The 21,634-nt window shown below is 29.2% G+C and carries 15 protein-coding genes, 2 rRNA genes and 1 pseudogene; 1 reads left to right on the top strand and 17 read right to left on the bottom strand.

The annotated features are described in order from the left end of the window. Nucleotides 1–9 precede the first annotated feature (9 nt). The 16 genes and pseudogenes from rplX to ACR34G_RS00370 all read right to left on the bottom strand — a co-directional run bounded on the left by rplX (nucleotide 10) and on the right by ACR34G_RS00370 (nucleotide 14,645). On the bottom strand, nucleotides 10–330 hold the full coding sequence (gene rplX, locus ACR34G_RS00445; RefSeq protein ID WP_436358820.1) for a 50S ribosomal protein L24: 321 nt from the start codon (nucleotides 328–330) through the stop codon (nucleotides 10–12). A gap of 18 nt (nucleotides 331–348) precedes the next feature. Then, complete coding sequence (gene rplN, locus ACR34G_RS00440; RefSeq protein ID WP_436358819.1) at nucleotides 349–717, bottom strand: 50S ribosomal protein L14; 369 nt, start codon at nucleotides 715–717, stop codon at nucleotides 349–351. Beyond that, complete coding sequence (gene rpsQ / locus ACR34G_RS00435) at nucleotides 717–986, bottom strand: 30S ribosomal protein S17 (RefSeq protein ID WP_436358818.1); 270 nt, start codon at nucleotides 984–986, stop codon at nucleotides 717–719. The genes rplN and rpsQ overlap by 1 nt, the downstream gene beginning before the upstream one ends. Further along, a complete protein-coding gene (gene rpmC / locus ACR34G_RS00430) occupies nucleotides 986–1,192 on the bottom strand; it encodes a 50S ribosomal protein L29 (RefSeq protein WP_436358817.1) in 207 nt (68 codons plus the stop codon). The genes rpsQ and rpmC overlap by 1 nt, the downstream gene beginning before the upstream one ends. After that, nucleotides 1,192–1,617 (bottom strand): 50S ribosomal protein L16, encoded by a 426-nt coding sequence (gene rplP, locus ACR34G_RS00425; protein WP_436358816.1) that lies wholly within the window; start codon nucleotides 1,615–1,617, stop codon nucleotides 1,192–1,194. The genes rpmC and rplP overlap by 1 nt, the downstream gene beginning before the upstream one ends. Further along, nucleotides 1,617–2,267, bottom strand: coding sequence for a 30S ribosomal protein S3 (rpsC, locus tag ACR34G_RS00420; RefSeq protein ID WP_436358815.1), 651 nt, complete (start codon nucleotides 2,265–2,267; stop codon nucleotides 1,617–1,619). The genes rplP and rpsC overlap by 1 nt, the downstream gene beginning before the upstream one ends. Nucleotides 2,268–2,276: 9 nt before the next feature. Continuing rightward, entirely contained in the window at nucleotides 2,277–2,615 is a 339-nt protein-coding gene (gene rplV, locus ACR34G_RS00415) for a 50S ribosomal protein L22 (RefSeq protein ID WP_436358814.1), read from the bottom strand. Further along, nucleotides 2,615–2,890, bottom strand: a complete 276-nt coding sequence (gene rpsS, locus ACR34G_RS00410) for a 30S ribosomal protein S19 (protein WP_436358813.1) — start codon at nucleotides 2,888–2,890, stop codon at nucleotides 2,615–2,617. Before rpsS ends, rplV begins: the two co-directional genes overlap by 1 nt. Next, nucleotides 2,890–3,735 (bottom strand): 50S ribosomal protein L2, encoded by an 846-nt coding sequence (gene rplB / locus ACR34G_RS00405; protein ID WP_436358812.1) that lies wholly within the window; start codon nucleotides 3,733–3,735, stop codon nucleotides 2,890–2,892. Before rplB ends, rpsS begins: the two co-directional genes overlap by 1 nt. A 58-nt stretch (nucleotides 3,736–3,793) precedes the next feature. Then, a complete protein-coding gene (gene rplW, locus ACR34G_RS00400; protein ID WP_436358811.1) occupies nucleotides 3,794–4,216 on the bottom strand; it encodes a 50S ribosomal protein L23 in 423 nt (140 codons plus the stop codon). Further along, on the bottom strand, nucleotides 4,216–4,929 hold the full coding sequence (rplD, locus tag ACR34G_RS00395) for a 50S ribosomal protein L4 (RefSeq protein ID WP_436358810.1): 714 nt from the start codon (nucleotides 4,927–4,929) through the stop codon (nucleotides 4,216–4,218). The genes rplW and rplD overlap by 1 nt, the downstream gene beginning before the upstream one ends. A gap of 119 nt (nucleotides 4,930–5,048) precedes the next feature. Further along, a pseudogene (rplC, locus tag ACR34G_RS00390) lies at nucleotides 5,049–5,726 on the bottom strand (50S ribosomal protein L3); the annotation flags it as partial. A 21-nt stretch (nucleotides 5,727–5,747) separates the two neighbouring features. Continuing rightward, entirely contained in the window at nucleotides 5,748–6,056 is a 309-nt protein-coding gene (gene rpsJ / locus ACR34G_RS00385) for a 30S ribosomal protein S10 (RefSeq protein WP_436358809.1), read from the bottom strand. 251 nt (nucleotides 6,057–6,307) lie between these two features. After that, nucleotides 6,308–9,198, bottom strand: a 23S ribosomal RNA gene (locus ACR34G_RS00380). Nucleotides 9,199–9,501: 303 nt separating this feature from the next. Then, nucleotides 9,502–11,026, bottom strand: a 16S ribosomal RNA gene (locus ACR34G_RS00375). Together the 16S and 23S rRNA genes form the textbook arrangement of a ribosomal RNA operon. A gap of 262 nt (nucleotides 11,027–11,288) precedes the next feature. Continuing rightward, nucleotides 11,289–14,645: an exo-alpha-sialidase gene (locus ACR34G_RS00370; protein ID WP_436358808.1), complete on the bottom strand. Its 3,357-nt coding sequence runs from the start codon at nucleotides 14,643–14,645 to the stop codon at nucleotides 11,289–11,291. A 213-nt stretch (nucleotides 14,646–14,858) separates the two neighbouring features. Here ACR34G_RS00370 and ACR34G_RS00365 point away from each other — a divergent pair, with 213 nt between their 5' ends. Further along, entirely contained in the window at nucleotides 14,859–20,765 is a 5,907-nt protein-coding gene (locus tag ACR34G_RS00365) for a beta-N-acetylglucosaminidase domain-containing protein (protein WP_436358807.1), read from the top strand. 42 nt (nucleotides 20,766–20,807) lie between these two features. Here the strand turns inward: ACR34G_RS00365 and ACR34G_RS00360 are convergent, their stop codons facing one another. After that, on the bottom strand, nucleotides 20,808–21,620 hold the full coding sequence (locus ACR34G_RS00360) for a TIGR00282 family metallophosphoesterase (RefSeq protein WP_436358806.1): 813 nt from the start codon (nucleotides 21,618–21,620) through the stop codon (nucleotides 20,808–20,810). Nucleotides 21,621–21,634: the final 14 nt, after the last annotated feature.

The raw sequence follows: 21,634 nt of genomic DNA, 5'->3' as shown, positions 1-21,634 counted from the left end.
CCTTTCTAACTAAATTGTTTTCCCTGTTTTTTTAACAAAACGCACTTTTTTATTATTTACCATTTTGTAACCTATTTTTGAATATTGAGCTGGTTTATCTTTAGTAGCTTTTTTAACTAATAAAGATACTTTTGAAACGTGTAATGGGAATTCAACAACCTCAATTGAACCTTCACTTCTTGATTGTGATGGTTTGTGGTGTTTAGTTTTTTTATTAATATCTTTAATTTTAACTTCTTGTGTTTTTGGATAAACTTCTAAAACTTGACCAATTTTTCCTTTATGTGATCCTGAAATAACTATTACTTCATCATTTTTTCTAATTTTCATATCAATAATTATTCCTTTCTATAAAACCTCTGGTGCAAGTGAAACAATTTTGGAATATCCTTTGTCTCTTATTTCTCTAGCTATTGGACCAAAAACACGTGTTCCTCTTGGAGAACCATCTTCTTTAATAATAACAACTGCATTGTCATCAAATTTTATATGTGAACCATTTTTTCTTTTGATTCCATAAGTTGAACGAACAATAACTGCTTTCACAACTTGTCCTTCTTTTACAATTCCGTTTGGAAGAGCTTTTTTAACTGAACAAACTATCACATCACCAATATTTGAAGTTTTTTTAACTGAACCACCTAAGTTTCTAATTAAACCCACTTCTTTTGCACCTGAGTTATCTGCAACAACTAATCTTGAGAGTTCTTGAACCATTATTTAGCTCCTTCTTTTGCTTTTTCACGAATTTCAACTAATCTAAATGTTTTAGTTTTTGAAAAAGGTCTTGTTTCACTGATTTTAACAATATCTCCTAAAGAAGCTTCTTCTTTTTCATCGTGAGTTGCAAATTTCTTAGTAACTTTAAATCTTTTTCCATATAAAGGGTGTTTAACATAAGAATCTACTGCAACAATAATTGTTTTTTGATTCTTATCAGAAACAACAGTACCAATTAATGTTTTCTTTGTATTTTTTCTTTCCATTATTTTCCACCTTTATCATTGTTTTCTTTTTGTTGTATAGCTGTTAAAACTCTGGCAATATTTTTTCTAATTTCTTTGATTTGATGAGTTTTATCTAAACGTGATGTAGCATTTTTAAATCTTAAAGAAAATAACTCAGCTTTGTGTTCAGCTACTAATTGTTTTAGTTCTGAAAGAGATTTGTTTTTTAATTCTTTAAATTCCATTATTCATCCCCTTCTTCATTTGCTTTAACTATTTTTCATTTTACTGGTAATTTATGTCCACCAAGTCTTAAAGCATCTCTAGCTATTTCTTCTTTTACTCCTGAAACTTCAAACATCATTGTATTAACTTTTACAACTGCTACTCACTTTTCAGGAGAACCTTTACCAGATCCCATACGTACTCCGATAGGTTTAGAAGTTAATGATAAGTGAGGGAAAATTCTAATATGAACATCTCCTTCACGACCCATTCTTCTTGTGATAGCAATCCTTGCAGATTCAATTTGTCTAGCTGTTACTCAAGCAGAAGTTGTTGCTTGTAAACCAAACTCTCCAAATGAAACTTTATTTCCTTTATGTGCTTCTCTTTTATCATGTGAAATTCTAAAATTTCTTCTATATTTGGTTCTTTTTGGTTGTAACATTATTTATCACCCTCTTTAACCTCTCCTAAAGAAATTCATACTTTCACTCCTAAAGCACCATAAGTTGTATGAGCTGTTGCTTGAGCATAATCAACATTTTGTCTTAAAGTGTGTAATTTCATTTCTCCTTCAGAATATCCTTCTGCACGAGCCATTTCCACACCGTTTAATCTACCAGAAACTTGAGTTTTAATTCCTTTAGCTCCTGCTTTTAAAGCAACTTTAATTCCAAATTTTTGAGCTACTCTAAATGATCCTCTGTTTTCTAATTTAATAGCTATTTGTTCAGCTACTAATCTTGCGTTTAATTCTGGTTTTTGAATTTCAACAACATCAATTGATAAATTTAATTTTTTATTTTTAACAAATTTTTGAATATCTGTTGTCATTTTTTTAACATTTTCTCCACCTTGACCTAATACTACACCAGGTTTAGCTGTATGAATTGTTAAAGTAACTTTATTGTTTTGATCTCTTCTAATTTCAACTTGTCCTATTTGATAATCTCTAACAAATTTTTCAACATATTCTCTAATTTTTACATCTTCTAATAAGTAAGTAGCAAAATTAGCTTTATCAGCAAATCAATTTACATTATGTTTTTTAGTAATACCGTATCTAAAACCATTTGGATTAACTTTTTGTCCCATAAAATTTTCCTACTTTCTTTCCTCTACTGTTATTGATAAATGTGAAGTTCTTTTTAAAATTGAATATGCTGTTCCTTTAGATCTTGGTTGAAATCTTTTGTATGTAGGTCCTTCATTAACTTGAACTGAACTTACAAATAAATTATCACCATCCATACCAAAGTTATTAATTGCATTAGCAATTGCTGAATTTAATAATTTAATAAATAATTTTGATGCTTTTTTATTTGTGTTATGTAGGATTGATAGTGCTTCTGTTGTATTTTTATAACGGAATAAATCTGCTACTAAACGAGCTTTTTGAGCAGATACTCTTTGCATTTTAACACTTGCTATTGCTTTTTGCATTATTTTTTCTTCCCTTTATCAGCACCATGACCTGTATAGGTTCTTGTTGGAGAAAATTCTCCTAATTTATGTCCTACCATATCATCTGTTACAAAAACATCATTAAATATTTTTCCATTATGAACTTGGAATGTTAGTCCTACAAATTGAGGAAAGATTGTTGATCTTCTAGATCATGTTTTAATTGGTTTTTTATTTTTTTGTTCATTCATTAATCCAACTTTTTTTAATAAAGATGCATCAACGAATGGACCTTTTTTAAGTGATCTAGCCATTATTTACTTTCCTTTCTTCTTCTTATAATTAATTTTGTTGAAGATTTCTTATTATTTCTTGTTTTAACACCAAGAGCTTTTTTACCTCATGGAGTTAATGGAGATTTTCTACCAATAGGTTGTTTTCCTTCTCCCCCTCCATGTGGGTGATCAATTGGGTTCATTACAGATCCACGAACAGTAGGTCTAATACCTAAATGTCTATTTCTTCCTGCTTTACCAATGTTAACTAATGAATGTTCTTCATTACCTACAACTCCAATGGTTGCTCTACATTTTGCTAAAATTCTTCTATATTCACCTGATTTTAGTCTTAAAACTACATATTTTCCATCTTCGTCTTTTCCTTGGATTTGTGCAGAAGACCCAGCTGAACGAGCGATAATTCCTCCACCTCCAGGTTGCATTTCGATGTTATGAACAACTGTACCTTCAGGAATATTTGATAAAGGTAATGAGTTACCTACTAAAATATCAACTTGTTCACCTGAAATAACTTTTTGTCCAACCTTAATATCTTTAGGTGATAAAATATAACGTTTTTCACCATCTGCATAAACAACTAAAGAAATGTTAGCTGATCTATTTGGATCGTATTCAATAGATTTAATTGTTCCAAAAATATTATCTTTATTTCTTTTGAAATCAATAATACGATATTTTCTTTTATTTCTTCCACCTTTGTGACGTGTAGTTATTTTTCCTTGATTGTTTCTACCTGATTTTTTAGGTAATGTAACTAATAAGCTTTTTTCAGGTTCGTGTCCTGATAAATTTTGCTTGTAATCAAGGGTAGACATACCACGACGACCATTTGAAGTTGGTTTATAATGTTTAATCGCCATTTTCTCTCCTTATTTTATTAATAACTTTAAAATATTTTTTTCTTTAAAGTTCTATGAATTATTTTTTTTCTTTATTTTTTTTAGCTGCTATTTTTTCTGCAACTTTTTTATCAACTTCTGATGCTGATTTAGAAACTTTTGTTTCTTTTTTAGTTTCTTCCACTACATTTGTTTGTTCTTCTGGTGTTGGTGACTCTAAATCTTCATTTAGAACAGCAATTGTGTGCCCTTCAACCAAAGTAACAATAGCTTTTTTGAAAGAATTTGTAAATCCTTGATATCTACCTAATTTTGCAGGTTTTTTTGGAACATTAAAAATATTTACTTTTTCTACTTTAACATTAAAAATATATTCAACTGCTTTTTTAACTTCACTCCTGTTAGTTCTTCTATCAACAGCAAAAACATATGTTCCTGAACTCATTTGTAAATAACTTTTTTCAGTTAAAATTGGGTATTTGATTATTTCATTAATATTCATTATTTAACCAACCCTTCTAAATATTTAATATCATCTTGACTTAAAATCAATATATCTGCTTTTACTAAGTCTTCAATTAATAATGAAGTAACTTTTGTCACTTTTACATTTTGAAGATTTCTTGCAGAAATATAAACTTTTTCATCATTTGAAACTACTAAAATATTTCTTAATTTTTCTACTTGTAAATCTTTTAGTTTAGAAACAATTTCTTTTGTTGAATATTTTTCAACTTTTATTTCCTCTACTATAACTTGTTTGTTTTTAGCTAATTGTGATAAAGAACTTAATAAAGCTAATTGTCTAACTTTTTTATTAACTTTTAAATTATAATTTCTTTCCACTATAGGTCCAAAAGCTCTTCCACCACCTACTCAAATTGGTGATCTCATAGAACCAGCTCTTGCTCTACCTGTACCTTTTTGTCTTCAAGGTTTTTTACCAGTACCACTTACTTCAGCTCTATTTTTTACTTTATGTGTTCCTTGTCTTCTTGAAGCTCTTTCAGCAATAATTGAATCAAATACAGCTTGTTGATTAAATGTTTCAATTCCAAAAACTTCTTTTGGTAATTTAACTTCTTTTCTTACTAATGGAGTATCAACTTTTTTTGATGTTTTAACTTCTACTTTTTTAGTTGTTTTAGAAACAGGTTTTTTTGTCGATGTTTCTTTTTTAGAAGTTGTTGATGTTTTTTTAACAACCTTTTCCATTATTTATCTCCTTCTGCTTTATCTTCAGCTGCTTTTAATAATTCTTTCATTTCTTTTACTGACATTTCCATATGTAGTTCTACATTATATTTTTTAGCTAATTCAAATAAATGATTTTTTTCTAAAGCCTCTTTTAGGTTAACTAATTGCACAGGTGTTTTAGAAGGTAATTGTTTAACAGCTTCTTTTAGAATAACAAATGATTTTTTAGGTCCAGGAACTGAACCTTTAACTATAATTAAATTATTTTCTAAATCAATGCTTAAGATTTCAAGATTTTGAACTGTTCTTTTTACATTTCCTAATTGTCCAGGCATTGTCATACCTTTAACAACTTTGTTTCCTGAAATATCTCCTAAAGATCCTGTTTGTCTTAATGGTTGTGATCCACCACCACCACCGTGTGATTTAGGTCCGATTGCTTGGTTATGTCTTTTAATTGTTCCAGCAAATCCTTTTCCTTTTGATGTTCCTGTAACATCGATTAATTCACCTACTGAAAAAATAGATAAATCAACTGATTGTCCAAGTTCAAATCCAACCATTTCTCTAATTTCTTTTACGAAGCGCTTAGGTGCTGTGTTAGATTTTTTAAAATGACCTTGTTCTGGTTTGTTTTGTCTAGAAACTTTCTTGTCTTCTAAACCTAATTGTAATGCATTGTAGCCATCTTTTTCTTTTGAAAAAACTTGTGTTACAACATTTGGTTTAACTTCAATAACTGTTACTGGTAATAAAATACCTGAATCAGCATATAGTTGAGTCATTCCAACTTTTTTTCCTAAGATTCCTTTCATCTTGGATCCTCCTTATTTTATTTATTTAGTATCTATAAGTATTTGAGCACCTACTGGTAATTCAACTCTCTTAATTTTGTCTAATACTTCTTTTGAAAATTTGTTTAAAACAATTAATCTTTGATGTGTTCTACTTTCAAATTGTTCACGTGATGTTTTATTAACATGAACTGAACGTAAAATAGTAAATACTTCTCTTTTTGTAGGTAATGGTACTGGACCACTAAAATCTACTTTTAATTCTTTTAATAAATTTACTAACTTAAGTGATGCATTATCAACTATTTTATGATCAAATGCTTTTAATTTAATTTTTAACTTATTTTCCATTAAAATTGTTGTCCTTTCTGTTCTTTTTTTGATGAACTAGACTCCACATAAAAACCGTTACTCTGCTAACAACTAATTTCGGAGTATCGCAACCTTATGTTTCAACGTCTAAATTTACTTTTAAATTATACTACATTTTTTAAAAAAGTGAATTAAAAAATAATAAAAAAACTCCTCTAAGGAGCAAATAGTTCTTTCAAAACTGAATAGCAAATTACTTCTCAAATTAAATTAAATACCTAAAATTTTTAGCTATTAAATCAATCAATTTATTAGTATTGGTTAGCTCAATGTATTACTACACTTACACATCCAACCTATCAACCTCATCGTCTATAAGGAATTTCAAGGGAACATTAATCTCTGAGGAGGCTTCCCGCTTAGATGCCTTCAGCGGTTATCCTTTCCGTATTTAGCTACCCAGCTATGCTTCTGGCGAAACAACTGGAGCACCAGTGATACGTCCGCTCCGGTCCTCTCGTACTAAGAGCAGCTCTCATCAATATTCCAACGCCCACATCAGATAGGGACCGAACTGTCTCACGACGTTCTGAACCCAGCTCGCGTACCGCTTTAATTGGCGAACAGCCAAACCCTTGGAACCGACTCCAGCTCCAGGATGCGATGAGCCGACATCGAGGTGCCAAACCTTCCCGTCGATGTGATCTCTTGGGGAAGATAAGCCTGTTATCCCCGGGGTAGCTTTTATCCGTTGAGCGACGGCCATTCCACAATGTACCGCCGGATCACTAAGTCCTGCTTTCGCACCTGCTCGACTTGTAGGTCTCGCAGTCAATCACACTTTTACCTTTGCGCTCTTCATATGGTTTCTGACCATACTGAGTGTAACTTTGAACGCCTCCGTTACCTTTTAGGAGGCGACCGCCCCAGTCAAACTACCCACCACGCACTGTCCCCCTTCCAGATAATGGAAGCAGGTTAGAAAATCAATATAACAAGGGTGGTATTTCAAGGTTGACTCCATAAGAACTGGCGTTCCTACTTCAAAGTCTCCCACCTATCCTACACATGTTAGACCAATTTTCAATACGAAGCTATAGTAAAGCTCCACGGGGTCTTTTCGTCTTGATGCGGGTACCCAGCGTTTTCACTGGGACCATAATTTCACCGAGTCCAATGTTGAGACAGTGGGGAGATTGTTACGCCTTTCGTGCAGGTCAATAATTAGTTGACAAGGAATTTCGCTACCTTAGGACCGTTATAGTTACGGCCGCCGTTCACCCGGGCTTCATTTTACTGCTTCGCTAATGCTTACAGCTCCACTTAACCTTCGGGCACTGGGCAGGCGTCACCCCCTATACATCGTCTTGCGACTTAGCAGAGAGCTGTGTTTTTGATAAACAGTCACCCCCCCCATTTTACTGTGGCCTACATAAAGTAGGCATCCCTTCTTGCGAACTTACGGGATAATTTTGCAGAGTTCCTTAACATTGGTTTTCTCGCTCGCCTTAGAATACTCATCTTGGGAACGTGTGTCCGTTCTCGGTACAGGTTCCTATAAAATTAACGCTAGAAGCTTTTCTTGGAAGCATGAAATCATACAATTCGTTACTTGATTGCTCTTTCACTATGCATCGTAAATTAAAGTTATGATAACCGGATTTGCCAAGTTATCCTTCTTATTACTTACCCCACAATCCAATAAGTGGTAGTACTATCCTTCTCCGTCACTCCATCACTTTTATAGGAAGTATAGGAATATTAACCTATTATCCATCGACTATGCATTTCTGCCTCATCTTAGGTCCTGACTAACCCTGGGTGGACGAACCTTCCCCAGGAAACCTTTCCCAATAGGCGTCGGAGATTCTCACTCCGAATCGTTACTCATACCGGCATTCTCACTTCTAAGCACTCCACTAATCCTCGCGGTTTAGCTTCACCGCCGCTTAGAACGCTCCTCTAACGCATTTTCATACCCGTAGCTTCGGTATTATGTTTAGTCCCGTTACATTATTGGCGCAAGATCTCTTGACTAGTGAGCAATTACGCACTCTTTAAATGATGGCTGCTTCTAAGCCAACATCCTAGTTGTTTATGAAACCTCACAACCTTTCTCACTTAACATAATTTTGGGACCTTAGCTGACGATCTGGGTTGTTTCCCTCGCGACCACGGACGTTATCACCCATGTTCCGACTGCATAGTAATACACACTGGTATTCGGAGTTTGATTATAGTCAGTACAGCTAGGCGCCGCCATTCCATATTCAGTGCTCTACCCCCAATGCTTAACACTACACGCTAGCCCTAAAGCTATTTCGAGGAGAACCAGCTATCTCCAGGTTCGATTGGAATTTCACCCCTATCCACAAGTCATCCGGGCACTTTTTAGCGTACTACGGTTCGACCCTCCACTTAGTTTTACCTAAGCTTCAGTCTGCTCATGGATAGATCACCTGGTTTCGGGTATATATCAACATACTATGGCGCCCTATTCAGACTCGGTTTCCCTACGGCTCCGTTTTTATCCACTTAACCTCGCATGTTAACATAACTCGCCGGTCCATACTGCAAGATGTACGCCATCACCCATTAACGGGCTCTGACTAATTGTAAGTATACGGTTTCAGAATCTATTTCACTCCCCTCCCGGGGTTCTTTTCACCTTTCCCTCACGGTACTGTTTCACTATCGGTGTCTGGTTAGTATTTAGCCTTACCAGGTGGTCCTGGCAGATTCAGACAGGGTTTCACGTGCCCCGCCCTACTCAGGATACATTCAAGAGAATTTATTATTTCGTTTACGGGGATATCACCCTCTTTGTCAAAGCTTCCCAACTTTTTCAACTATAATAAATTTTTGTAACTCTATATAGAATGTCCTACAACCCCATCTAAATGATGGTTTGGGCTTTTTCGTGTTCGCTCGCCACTACTAACGAAATCATTATTTATTTTCTCTTCCTGTTGCTACTAAGATGTTTCAGTTTACAACGTGTCTCGCCTTTACAACTATGAATTCATTGTAAAGCAACTAGAGTTTATCTAGTTAGGTTCCCCCATTCGGAAATCCCCGTTTCATAGCATAATCCAGCTCTACGAGGCTTATTGCAGGTATTCATGTCCTTCATCGACTTCCAGACCCAAGGCATCCACCATATACTCTTACTTATTTAAAAGCTAATATAACTTATATTTTTTTAAGCCTATTGTTTTTGTTTGTATATCTAAGGTATCTAATTTAATTCTAACTTTTTACAGTTAGACTTGGTTATTTTTTGTAATGTTGTTGTTGAAATATTTTGAAATTTTTCAAATATTTGCTATTCAGTTTTCAAAGAACTATTTAATGAAAGTTAAACCTTTCAAAACTAGATGCAATGCTCTTTAGCTAAGCCCATAATTACCTAAAATGATATTAATTTACGCTTATTTTAGGATTTTTAAATTGCTAAATAAAGATGTCTATATGTACTCCGTAGAAAGGAGGTGATCCATCCCCACGTTCTCGTAGGGATACCTTGTTACGACTTCACCCCAGTCATCGGTCCTGCCTTAGACAGTCGTCTCCGAAGTTAACTAACCGGCTTCGGGCATTACCAACTCCCATGGTGTGACGGGCGGTGTGTACAAGACCCGAGAACGTATTCACCGCAGCGTAGCTGATCTGCGATTACTAGCGAATCCGACTTCATGAAGTCGAGTTGCAGACTTCAATCCGAACTGAGATTGGTTTTTTGAGGTTTGCTCCATGTCACCATATTGCTTCTCTTTGTACCAACCATTGTAGCACGTGTGTTGCCCCACTCGTAAGAGGCATGATGATTTGACGTCGTCCCCACCTTCCTCCTGGTTACCCAGGCAGTCTCTCTAGAGTCCTCAACATAATCTAGTAACTAAAGACAAGGGTTGCGCTCGTTGCAGGACTTAACCTAACATCTCACGACACGAGCTGACGACAACCATGCACCATCTGTCACCTTGTTAACCTCCGCTATATCTCTATAGCATTGCAAGGGATGTCAAGAGTGGGTAAGGTTCTACGCGTATCTTCAAATTAAACCACATGCTCCTCCGCTTGTGCGGGTCCCCGTCAATTCCTTTAAGTTTCACTCTTGCGAGCATACTACTCAGGCGGATCATTTAATGCGTTAGCTGCATCGGTAAATTCTCTACCAACTAATGATCAACGTTTACGGCGTGGACTACCAGGGTATCTAATCCTGTTTGCTCCCCACGCTTTCGTTCCTCAGTGTCAATGTACAACCAGTTAGCTGCCTTCGCCTATTGGTGTTCTTCCTAATATCTACGCATTCCACCGCTTCACTAGGAATTCCGCTAACCTCTTTGTAATTCCAGTTTGCCAGTATCCAAAGCGGGCTGGAGTTGAGCTCCAGTATTTAACTTCAGACTTAACAAACAACCTACGAACTCTTTACGCCCAATAATTCCGGATAACGCTCGCGACCTATGTATTACCGCGGCTGCTGGCACATAGTTTGCCATCGCTTTCTAACAAGGTACCGTCAATATAAAGTCATTTCCTACTCTATTTTTTCTTCCCTTGCAACAGCAGTTTACAACCCGAAGGCCTTCATCCTGCACGCTGTGTCGCTCCATCAAGCTTTCGCTCATTGTGGAAAATTCCCTACTGCTGCCTCCCGTAGGAGTCTGGGCCGTATCTCAGTCCCAGTGTGGCCGTACAGCCTCTCGGCCCGGCTAAACATCATCGCCTTGGTAGGCCTTTACCCTACCAACTAGCTAATGTTCCGCACCCCCATTTCTAAGTGAAGCTTTGAAGCTTCTTTTAAATTTTCTTCATGCGAAGAAAACCCATATTCGGTATTAGCTACTGTTTCCAGTAGTTATCCCAATCTTAAAGGTAGGTTAGGTACGTGTTACTCACCCATTCGCTACTAAGTCAGTGCAAGCACTGCTTCGTTCAACATGCATGTATTAGGCACACAGCCAGCGTTCATCCTGAGCCAGGATCAAACTCTTGAAATTGATTTGTGTGTTTATTATGGTTATTGCATCTAGTTTTGAAAGATCTAATTTTCATAATGATTTTGCGTGAAAATCATACAAGTTTAATTATAACACTTTTTTCAAAAAAACCAAATATTTTATGTTTTTTTATTTTTTATAAAGTGTCGCAAAATTAAATTGCTTTATTATTCTACAATATTTTTGAAAAAATCAAAATATTTTTGTGAAATTTTTTTCTTTTTTATGTCTTTTATATTATATATATAGTAAATTGAAATTACTATTTTATTCATAATCTAAATCTATCGATTTGTATTTCTTCACCTTGCTCTCTTGCACCATCAAATCCTCCATTAAAAATTTTAAAAATTTGAGAAGATTCATATAAAGAAATAAAATCTATATAATCATTTGTTTGGTTAACCACTAAAGGATAATTGTATGCAAAATGTTCTTTTTGTTCATCATCATATTTAAATAATTCGGTTATTTGATCAAAATTACTATTAGCTATGAAAAGTGCTCCATTTCTTCTAGCAACTGTTTTTGGTAAAGCAAATAAAAAGTAATCTTTATTTTTTCAATTAAAATAACTAATACCTGAAAAAACATTTCCATCATAGTTTTGATCAATAACTATATCCTTACCTTTTGCCAAAGAATTTCCATCTGGAGAACTTCAAGTTAAACCACCATCTATACTTTTAGAAACATAAAATTTGTTTCTGTCTGTGCTTCATCCACCTGCGTTTCTTAAAAATCAATAAATTGCTCCATCATTAGCTTCTATTAGGGATGATTCTGATAAATTTGCTTTAAAACCGGTAGGTTTACTAATTTCATTTCAAGTTTGACCATTGTCATCACTATATAATAAAAACATGTCTGAAAGTGAATACATAGGTATAATCACTCTTCCATTTAAATTAGAATTTTGTTGATGGTGTAATTGAATTCCATTTCCTACTCCAGTTCCAACAAAAGGATGTTCGTTTCTCGAACTACTAAATTTTTCATCCATTCAAGTCAAGTTAGTTCATGTTTGACCGCCATCAAAACTTTCTAAAGATGCAACGTGGCTATTAAGAGCAAGAGCGTAAATTGCATATTCTGGTCTAACCGCTCCGCTTTTGTATGGTTCATCAAGAACACTGTGGATTGTTTTTTTAGAATTTAAAATTTCTGGATTATCAAAATCAGTTTCTTGAACATTTTCATAAACCGAACCAGTGATGGTTCTTGTGTCACTGTGATAACTTAAATCCACATATGTGTTAGTTTCTTCTAAAACAGTTCTTTCTGTAAAGCTACTATTAAATCCAACTCCTGCTGGTAAAATGTATCTTCTGAATCAATTTTTTCTTCCATCTACTTCTTTCAAGACTGAAACTCTAGAATCAAATGAGTTAGGATCGTTGAGTTTAGTTCATAGTTTTAAATAAGCATTATTTCCAACGTAAAATCAAGGATTTCCCCTTTTTAAGTTGACAACAGATGTATCTTTTCCAGGGAAAACATCGAAAATTAACTGTAATTTATGTTTATAACTATTGCTAGTGGTATCTAAATATTTTATTTCGCTAATTATTCCATCTATTGCAATTCCACCATTGTTTCTTTTTGGAACTACAATTTTGACTACATCATAATTTTGACTTCAAGTTTTACCATTGTCTTTTGAAATTTTAACTACTTGAGAAATAGAGTTATTATAGTCCCTTTCACTTTCAATTCTTTTATCAGCAGAACTTACTAAATCACCATTTGCTAATTTTATAACACTTGGAATACGATACGAGTGTGAGTGATCTTCATTGTGTTTAAATAATGTTTCACTAGAAAGTCTTTTTAATTTAAAGTGTTCATTTTCAATTACTTTTCCCTTAATATTGTGACTAATATACGGGTTTTTTAGCACTATTATGTTTTTTGAATTATTTTTATTGGCTATTTCAAATTTTTCATCAATGTCACTTGTATTTTTTAGTACTAAAGCCGTATTATTTAGTACAAAATAAAATATTCCATTATCTTCTGTATAAAAATTTGATTTATCACTTATTGATAATCTTAAAATTACTGCTTTATTATCAATTTTTATTCCGTAATTATCAATAAGTTTTTCATAATTGTTTTCTATCAAATTTACTAAAGCATTTTTTATAGATTTACTTTTTTGTTGGTCAAAATTGTTTGAAAACAAATCATTAAGAAGATTAGTAATTTTTTGATTATTTCAGTTATTTTTTAATTTTAAGTCCACAAAAACATAGTCTTTATATTGTGATTTTTCTCAAGCACTAGAATTTACTAAATCGGGTTCTAAAGTTTTAGATAAAGGAAATTCCACATTATATTCCCTATTAACGCTATCAATATTTAAAGTTTGAAAAGAAGATTCTCCCTTATTTTTGATGGAAACATCTTCTAAAACATAATCTTCCCCTTTTTGGGAATTTTGTATTTTAAAAGATAAAGAATTATTATCTTCATCGTATTCTAAATCAGAAGCATATATTTCTTCGTTTTGTCCATTATTATTTTTAGTAAATTTTAATTTTATACTATCGTTAATTTTACTTAATTCAATTTTTCTTGTATCTAAAACTACTCCATTTAAAACATATGTAAGTTCACTATTTTCATTTTCAAAAGGATTTGCATTTAGTTTACTAGAAATTTTTAAATCAAATTTAGCATTGGATTTAAAATGAGTATCAGAATAAGTCTTGAATTTAAAAAGGATGTTTGAAGGATTATTAGAGTGCAAATTATAAATATTATTGTCAAAATTATTATTGATATTTTTAAATAACTCTTCTGGTTTTTTAACAAATTTTATATCTTCAAGATAATAAGTTTGTCCAGATGATAAATTATTTAAATTTACTTTTATAAAGGTTTTTCCTTGTATTTTGTTTAAAGTTCCTTTATAAATAATATAATTTCTTAAATTATTTTGCTTATAACTAAATTTAAGTTCTAATTGCTTATTATCATCTATCATTATTCCATCTTTTGAATCTAATTCAAAATTTAAAATTGCTGAATTTTCACTTAAATTTGATATTTTACTATTTTTAAAATTTATTTGTGTTAATGAAGGTTGAGATGTGATGGAAATTCCTTTTATATTGATAATTTCTTTATTTTCGTTTTCTTCAATAACAACTGACTGCACATCAAAATTTCTATTTTTAGTTAGGTTTTTCATATAAAAACTAAGTGTTTTAGTTTGCTCATTAATTGTAAAGCTATCTACAGTTTGTTCTATTTTATTGTTATCCAATAATTTTAATTTAAATTTTTTTGTGGATATTGTTTTAAATCCTGAAAAATTCATAGATAACATTAAAAGATTTTCATCTTTTTTTAAAATGGAAAAATTAAAAAATTTAACATTTTCTTTATTTTCATTTTGTGTAGAATTATCTTTTTTATCTACAACATCTTTTTTAGAATTTTCATTAGTATTAAAATGAAAATTATTTAAATTAGATAAGTCATTTTTATGATCTTTATTATCATTCTTACTTTGTTTAGAAGTTACAAAAAAATATGTAGAGAGCGAAGCAGATGTTAATGTAGTTCCTAAAAGAGCAAGAATTAATATTGTTTTTTTAGCACTCTTTTTCATATTAAAAATTTTAACACTTTTTATCTATTCGATTAAAAATTATCAAAAAATTACATTTTTTTTATATAAAAATCATTTTTTTGGTTAATTTTAAATATATTCATTATAATTAAAATATAAGTAATTATATTAAAATCACCAATCTTGCAATAAAAATATAAATTTTATATTTTTTAAGTTTATCAAAAATAATTTTTAATTATAGGAGTTTTTATGAAAATAAAAATTAAAAATATAATCAAATCTTCTTTTGTTTTATCACCAATAATTCCTCTTTCATTTTTCCTTTCTGCAGAGCAAAATACAGATAATCAAAAGAGTGATATTTACAATTTTAACCTAAATATTTTAGCTAAAAATATTCAATATAAAGATAGTTACACAGTAATAAAAAAGGATATCAATTTTGTAACTAGTGAAAGCAAAATTAATGATGAATTAAATTCTTTAATAGATTTTTTAAAAGCAAAAGAATTTAATATTTCCATTTCTTCTAAAATAGAAGAGAATAAGACCAATATTGTTATTTCAAACTCAAGTACAAAAAATGATTATATAGATTCTTTATTTAAAAATTATTCTGTTTCTTTTGAATTTCAAACTAATCATAATGATGAATACTTTATTGAAAGTAATGATGCAAATATTTTCTTTTTAACAGCACAAAACGATAGAGGAATATACTATGGTATTCAAAAAATTCAAGATATTATTGAAAATAGTGATAATTTAGCTATTCAAAATTTTAAATTAAATGATTTTTTTGACATTCCTAACAGGGCCATTTATGATGATTTAAATTTAAGTATGGAAACAATTAAAGAAAATATTCAAATTTCTAGCAAAAATGGTTTTAATATTTATTCTTTCTTTGATAAAAACAATCCTAAAAATAGCGAAAAATGAAGAGAATTATATTCTGAAAAGGAAGTTCAGAATATAAAAGAACTTTCTAATTTTGCACAAAAACATAATATTGATTTTATTTACAATATTGATTTTTTTCAATATGAAACTATAAATGGTGGAGATAATTATAGTTCTGATTTAGAAATTTTAAAAGGAAAACTTAAACAATTAATTAATATAGGTATTAAATCTTTTGGATTTGTTGCTTCTTCTGAAAATAATTTAACTACCGATCTTCAAGTAAAATCTTTAAATGATTTAACAAATTGACTTACAGAAATAAAAGAAAATTATGATTTAAACGACAACATTTACTACTTTTTAAACAATTCTAGTGATGAATCTATTCCTAATTATGTTTCTAATTTTAATGAAAAAATAAAAATTGTAATGACAGGAAAAGAAAATCACTACAATTTTAATAATGAATTTATTGATAGTTTTAATCGTGTAACTAGTAAAAAAGCTAATATTATGTTTAATACCATAAGTTCCTATAATAAAGGAACTATTAAATGAAATATTATTGATAATAATATTGAAAATAATTTTTTAGAAAAATTAAATTCTTATATTGTAACTGTTTCAAATAATACACAAGTTAATGATTTTTATCTTAAACAATTTAATCTTAAATTTTTATATAATATTCAAAATAAAGAACTCTTACAAAAAAATATAATTAAAAATATTTTAAAAGTAAATTCAATAAATGATAATTCAATTCAGGCATTTTTAGAAACTTACAAATATATTATTAACCAAAATCAAAATGATAATTTTAGTGCTTTATTTGATGTTTTGATTCAAAAAATCAAAAATAAAAACATTACTGAATCAGATTTAAATGAATTGAAAACTATGTTTCAAAATTTTGATAGTAATGTAAAATTATTGTTAAATTTAAATAATGATTTTATAACATCTTTAAAACCTTGATTAACAAAATTATCATTATTATCAAATAGTTTTTTAAATTTAGCTAACTCAATTGTATATAAAAGTCATAATATAATTTCAGAATCTAGTAAAAATCTTGTAATAACTGAAAAAATGTTGAAGCAAGCTAAAACAATGGTTTTTAGTGATTCAAATATAAAAATAAATGGAGAATTTGATAAATTTATTCCTTATCTTGAAAAGATAATAATATATTTAAAAAATTCTTCAGAAATTTTAATAAATAAAGATATTCATAGTGTAACTCAAAAATTTATTAGTAATAGAGGTAATAATTCCAATCTTTCTTTAGGTGTGTCTATAGAGAATATATTCAAAAAATCAAATGAATCAGTCGCAGTATTTGATGGTAACAACAATAGAATTAATGCTAATGAATATATAGGTTCAGAATTTTCCAGTCCTATAACTTTAAACAAAATTTATCTAAAAATGGGTGGTGGAGCAGATCATTTTTATAATTTTGTTTTTGAATATCTCCAAGATGGTGAACAAGAATGAAAAAGCATTGGAGATGCTTACGTTTCTAATAGAGGAAATTTTAATCCTATAACTATTGAAAATTTAAATATTCCAAATGTAAAATCAGTAAGAGTTAGAAATTTACAAGATAACAGCGACAATGGATGGATAAGATTATTTAATTTTGTAATAAATGATTATGACGAAAAAGACTCTATTTATGAATGATTCAAGGACGGAGTCTTTAATCAAACGGATTCTCCAAATTTACAAACTCACGGCGGTAATTCAAACAATATTTTAGATAACAACGAAAATACAGAATGATGAATTACATCTAATGGTTCAGGTAATTTTGCACAAAATGCTGCTGTTTCTATTTCATACCCTTCTAGAAGGTATATTACAAAAGTTTTAGTTGAGCAAGGTGCTTCAAAAGAATCAGATACTCTAACTGATTTTCATATTGAATATTTTGATTATGATTCAAATTCTTGAAAACAATTTGGTTCATATCATTTAAATAATAAAAAAAGACAAATAATTTCTGGAATTGGTTTCACAGATAAACTAAGAATAGTTAATGATGTTTCCAGACCTATTTGGTGACGTCTTGGAACTTTTGTAGCAGGCGGAGAACAAAAATCATTAAAACCCGAATTTACTATCAAAAGTCCAAATTTACAAATTGCCAATAGCGAAACCGTTAATAATGAATCTAAAAACAATCTTTTTGATTATATAACTGATAAAGATGATTCCACATATGCCTTAATTTCCCGTATAAACGATAATGGAACCATTAAAGAAAATGACTATTTAGATATTTTATTTAATGATTACAGAGAAATTAAAGCAGTAAGATTATTACAAAAAGAAGGTAATACTTTAAATCATTTTAAAATTCAAAAAATTATTAATAACACTTATACAGATTTAACGCAAGAAATTAATTCCAATAACAATGATGAAATTTCAATTGCTATTCCTGAAAATTCAGGAAAAATGAATGGAATTAGAATTATTTCTACTAGAAATTCTTTAACTTGATGAGCATTAAAATCAGTTGATATCATTAATAAAGAAGTTCCTACAAATGAAAATGTTTTTGTGTCCAACAAAAATAAAAGAAATAATTTCAATGTTCTTGTAGAAAATAATAAATTTACTTTATTAAATGCTGATTTAAGTCAAAACCAAACTTATACATTAGAATCAAATGAGTATATAGGGATTGATTTTAAAAAAATATATAAACTCAAACAAATAGAAAATCAGTTAAATGATCCAAACTTAAAATTGTTCTATTCCATAAATGGTGTAATATGAACAGAAATTACAGATGCTAACAATATAGACACAAATACAAAAGCTAGATACTTAATTATTAGAAATATTTCAGAGGTTAGTCAAGAAATTTCTTTTCAAAAATTAGTCGTTTATACAGAAAATAAGATTGAATTTGGAAAAATCATAGACACTAATCTAAATTCTAAAAATATCGATAAAAAGGTTGAATTTGACAACAATATCAATACAAGTAGAGTTTTTGAAAATCCAAGTGATGGAAAATTTGTAACATATGATTTATCTAAAAATATCGATATTGATTCAATAAAAATTTTCAATTCTAAAGAAAGTTATGATTTTCCAAGATTTATAAGTGTTGAAGTTTCTAGTGATAAAATCACTTGAACAAAAGCTTTTGATATTAGCGATGATTCAATAAATAATAATGCAAAACTATCTGAAACCACTTTTGGTTTAAACGATCCTAAATATCCTGATTTTAAATATTGAGAATCTTCTGATTTAAACTTATTAAATGTAAGATATTTAAGACTAAAAATAACTCATAATTATCCAGAAAATAAAAAATTAGAAATAAATGAAATTATCATCAATGATCAAAGTTCGCCAAAAGATGAGTACGATTTTAACTTATCCGGAACTAACCTAGATAGTAATCCTAATCTTATGTTTGATAAAGATTTGACAACAAGTTTTATTCCTACAAATTCCAACGGAATTATCAAAATTGCTTTAAATTCTGATGATATTAAAAATAAAATGGTTAGAATTTTAAGTGAAAATACATCTAAAAATGTTCAATTTAAAGCAAGGATGTTTAATCTAGAAAGTAACTCTGAAAAAGAAATTTTAATTGGTTCATTAGTTAATAATTTAATGTTTTTTAACTTACCTTCTAATATTAATGAAAAAATTATCGAATTAATAATTGAATGGAATGATTTTAAACCAAATATAAACGAAATTTCCTTTATGAACAATTCTAACAATGATAGCAGCAATGCTAAAAATTCTTTAAGAGAATTTATTAACAACCAACCTGAAAACTTTGATAATTGAACAGATGAATACAAAGATAAATATAACGAAATAAAGGAAAACTCAAGTATTGCTTTAAATTCCAAATATCTTTTAGATGCTACTTTTATAGATTTACAAAACCATTTAAACTTTATTAAAAATAAGGCTGAATTAGTAGCTGATTATAGTCCAATAAAAGAATTAATTGATAACAAAATAACTAATATAAATGAATTTTATACAGAAAATTCCTTTATAAAATATAAAAATAGCATAACAGATGCTGAAAAATTATTAACAAAAAGTACTAATATAAATAATTCTAAATTAGAGAAAATTAAAAATGAAATTAATTCAGCAAAATCTCAATTAATTTTCTCTATAAAGCAAAAATCAATAGCTTATGAAAATTATTTCATATATACTAACTTGGAGAGAGTTTTATACACTACTGATTCAATAAAAAATTTAGATATTGTAGCAACTGATTTGAAAAAATTACTAGATACAGTCGAAACTCATCCATCAACTTTTTTAGTTGCTAACAATTCTTTTAAAGAAAAAATTAATTTATTAAAATTAAATGAAAGTGGTGAAAAACTAAAAGAATTAAAAAATATTTTATTTGAAGCTGAAGCCATAAAAAAAGAAGATTTTAAAAACTGAACAACTTTACTTACTCATCTTCAAAATGAAATTCAAAAAACAAATGATTTAATTCAAAATAAAAATAAAACTTTTTCTTCAATAGAAGAGCAAATAAATATTCTACATAAAACTATTAAAGAATATGAAAAAGAAAAACAAAAGAAAATTGATTCTTTAAAAACTCATATTGATAATAATTATTTATATTTAAAAGATTATTTTATTAAAGAAACTTTTGCAAATTATAAACAAACATTAAAAAATATAAATAATAAAATAAATAATTTAGAAATTTCAGAAACTAATATATCTAACAATTTAACAGAAATTAAAAGTTCTATTAGTCAATTAAAAATTGATGAAAACTATCTAAAACAACAGATAAATTTAGTTAAAGAAAAAGAAGTTCAAGATTGGTTGAATCAAGTTTATAAAAACGTTAATACTCATCAGCAATCTCTTAAATTTTTAGATGATCTATATAATTACCAAAATCCAGATTTCTTAAAAAGCATAAACGAATATAAAGATTTATTAAGAAAATCAATAGAATCAATAAAAGACAAATCATTATATAACTCGTTATTTTCTAATATAAATAAATCTTATAATAAAAATTCTTTAGACAACCTAAAAGAAGAAATCATCAATTACAATAAAACATCTGAAAATAAACAAACTGATAAAATTAGTAAAACAAATAATATTACATCTATAGCTTTAGGTACAACTTTTGCTTTATTATCCATTTTTACATTAGGTGGATTTCTTATATATTACTGATTTTGAAAAAAGAAAAAATTAAAATAAAGTTATTTAAAAACACAAATCAAAAAGGATTTGTGTTTTGTTTTACTTGTTTAAAAAAATTTTTTCTATTTGGTTTAATTTTTTATTTTCTTTGTTTAATTTTAAAAATACTGCATTAAATTGTACATCGTTATCAGAAACTTTGAATCTTACTTTTTTGTTAAATCTCATTTTTTCATAAACTTCTTCAAAATTAGCACCAATTGCACTATTTTTGGGTCCCGTCATACCGACATCACTAATATATAAAGTTCCATTGGGTAGTTTTTTATCATCATTAGTTTGAACATGTGTATGAGTTCCTAATAATGCATCAACTTTTCCATCTAAATATAAACCAAAAACATTTTTTTCAGAAGTTGTTTCAGCATGAAAATCTATAATATGAAAATCTTCGGATTCTTCTTGTTTACTTATTATTTCATCTATTGCATCAAAAAAAGAATTAGCTTCATCTTGTTTTCAAGGAGAGTTTAGTTTATTAAATGTTTTTCCAAGCATAGAAGTGACTCTAATATTAAAACCATTTATGGAAAAAACACTAGAACCAGAACCTGGATAATCGCTTGTTATTACATTGTAAGGTCTTAAAACATTTTTATTATCAATAATTTTATATATATCTTCATTTGCTCAAACATGATTTCCAAGTGTAAAAACATTTACTCCGATTTCCATCATCTTTTCATAGTCTTCAGAATTTAGTCCTTTTCTTCCTGAAACATTTTCAGATTGAGCGATAATTAAATCTATTTCATATTTTTCTTTAACTACTGGTAAAAATTTTTCAATACATTTTATTCCAGGAGTTCCAAAAACATCTCCAATAAACAATATACCTATTTCTTTTTTCATAATAAATATATTTT

Origin of the sequence: Mycoplasma sp. 480 (assembly GCF_051353065.1) — a bacterium.
Taxonomy (GTDB): Bacteria; Bacillota_I; Bacilli_A; order Mycoplasmatales; family Metamycoplasmataceae; genus Mesomycoplasma_A.
This window is presented reverse-complemented; position numbering and strand designations above follow the sequence as displayed.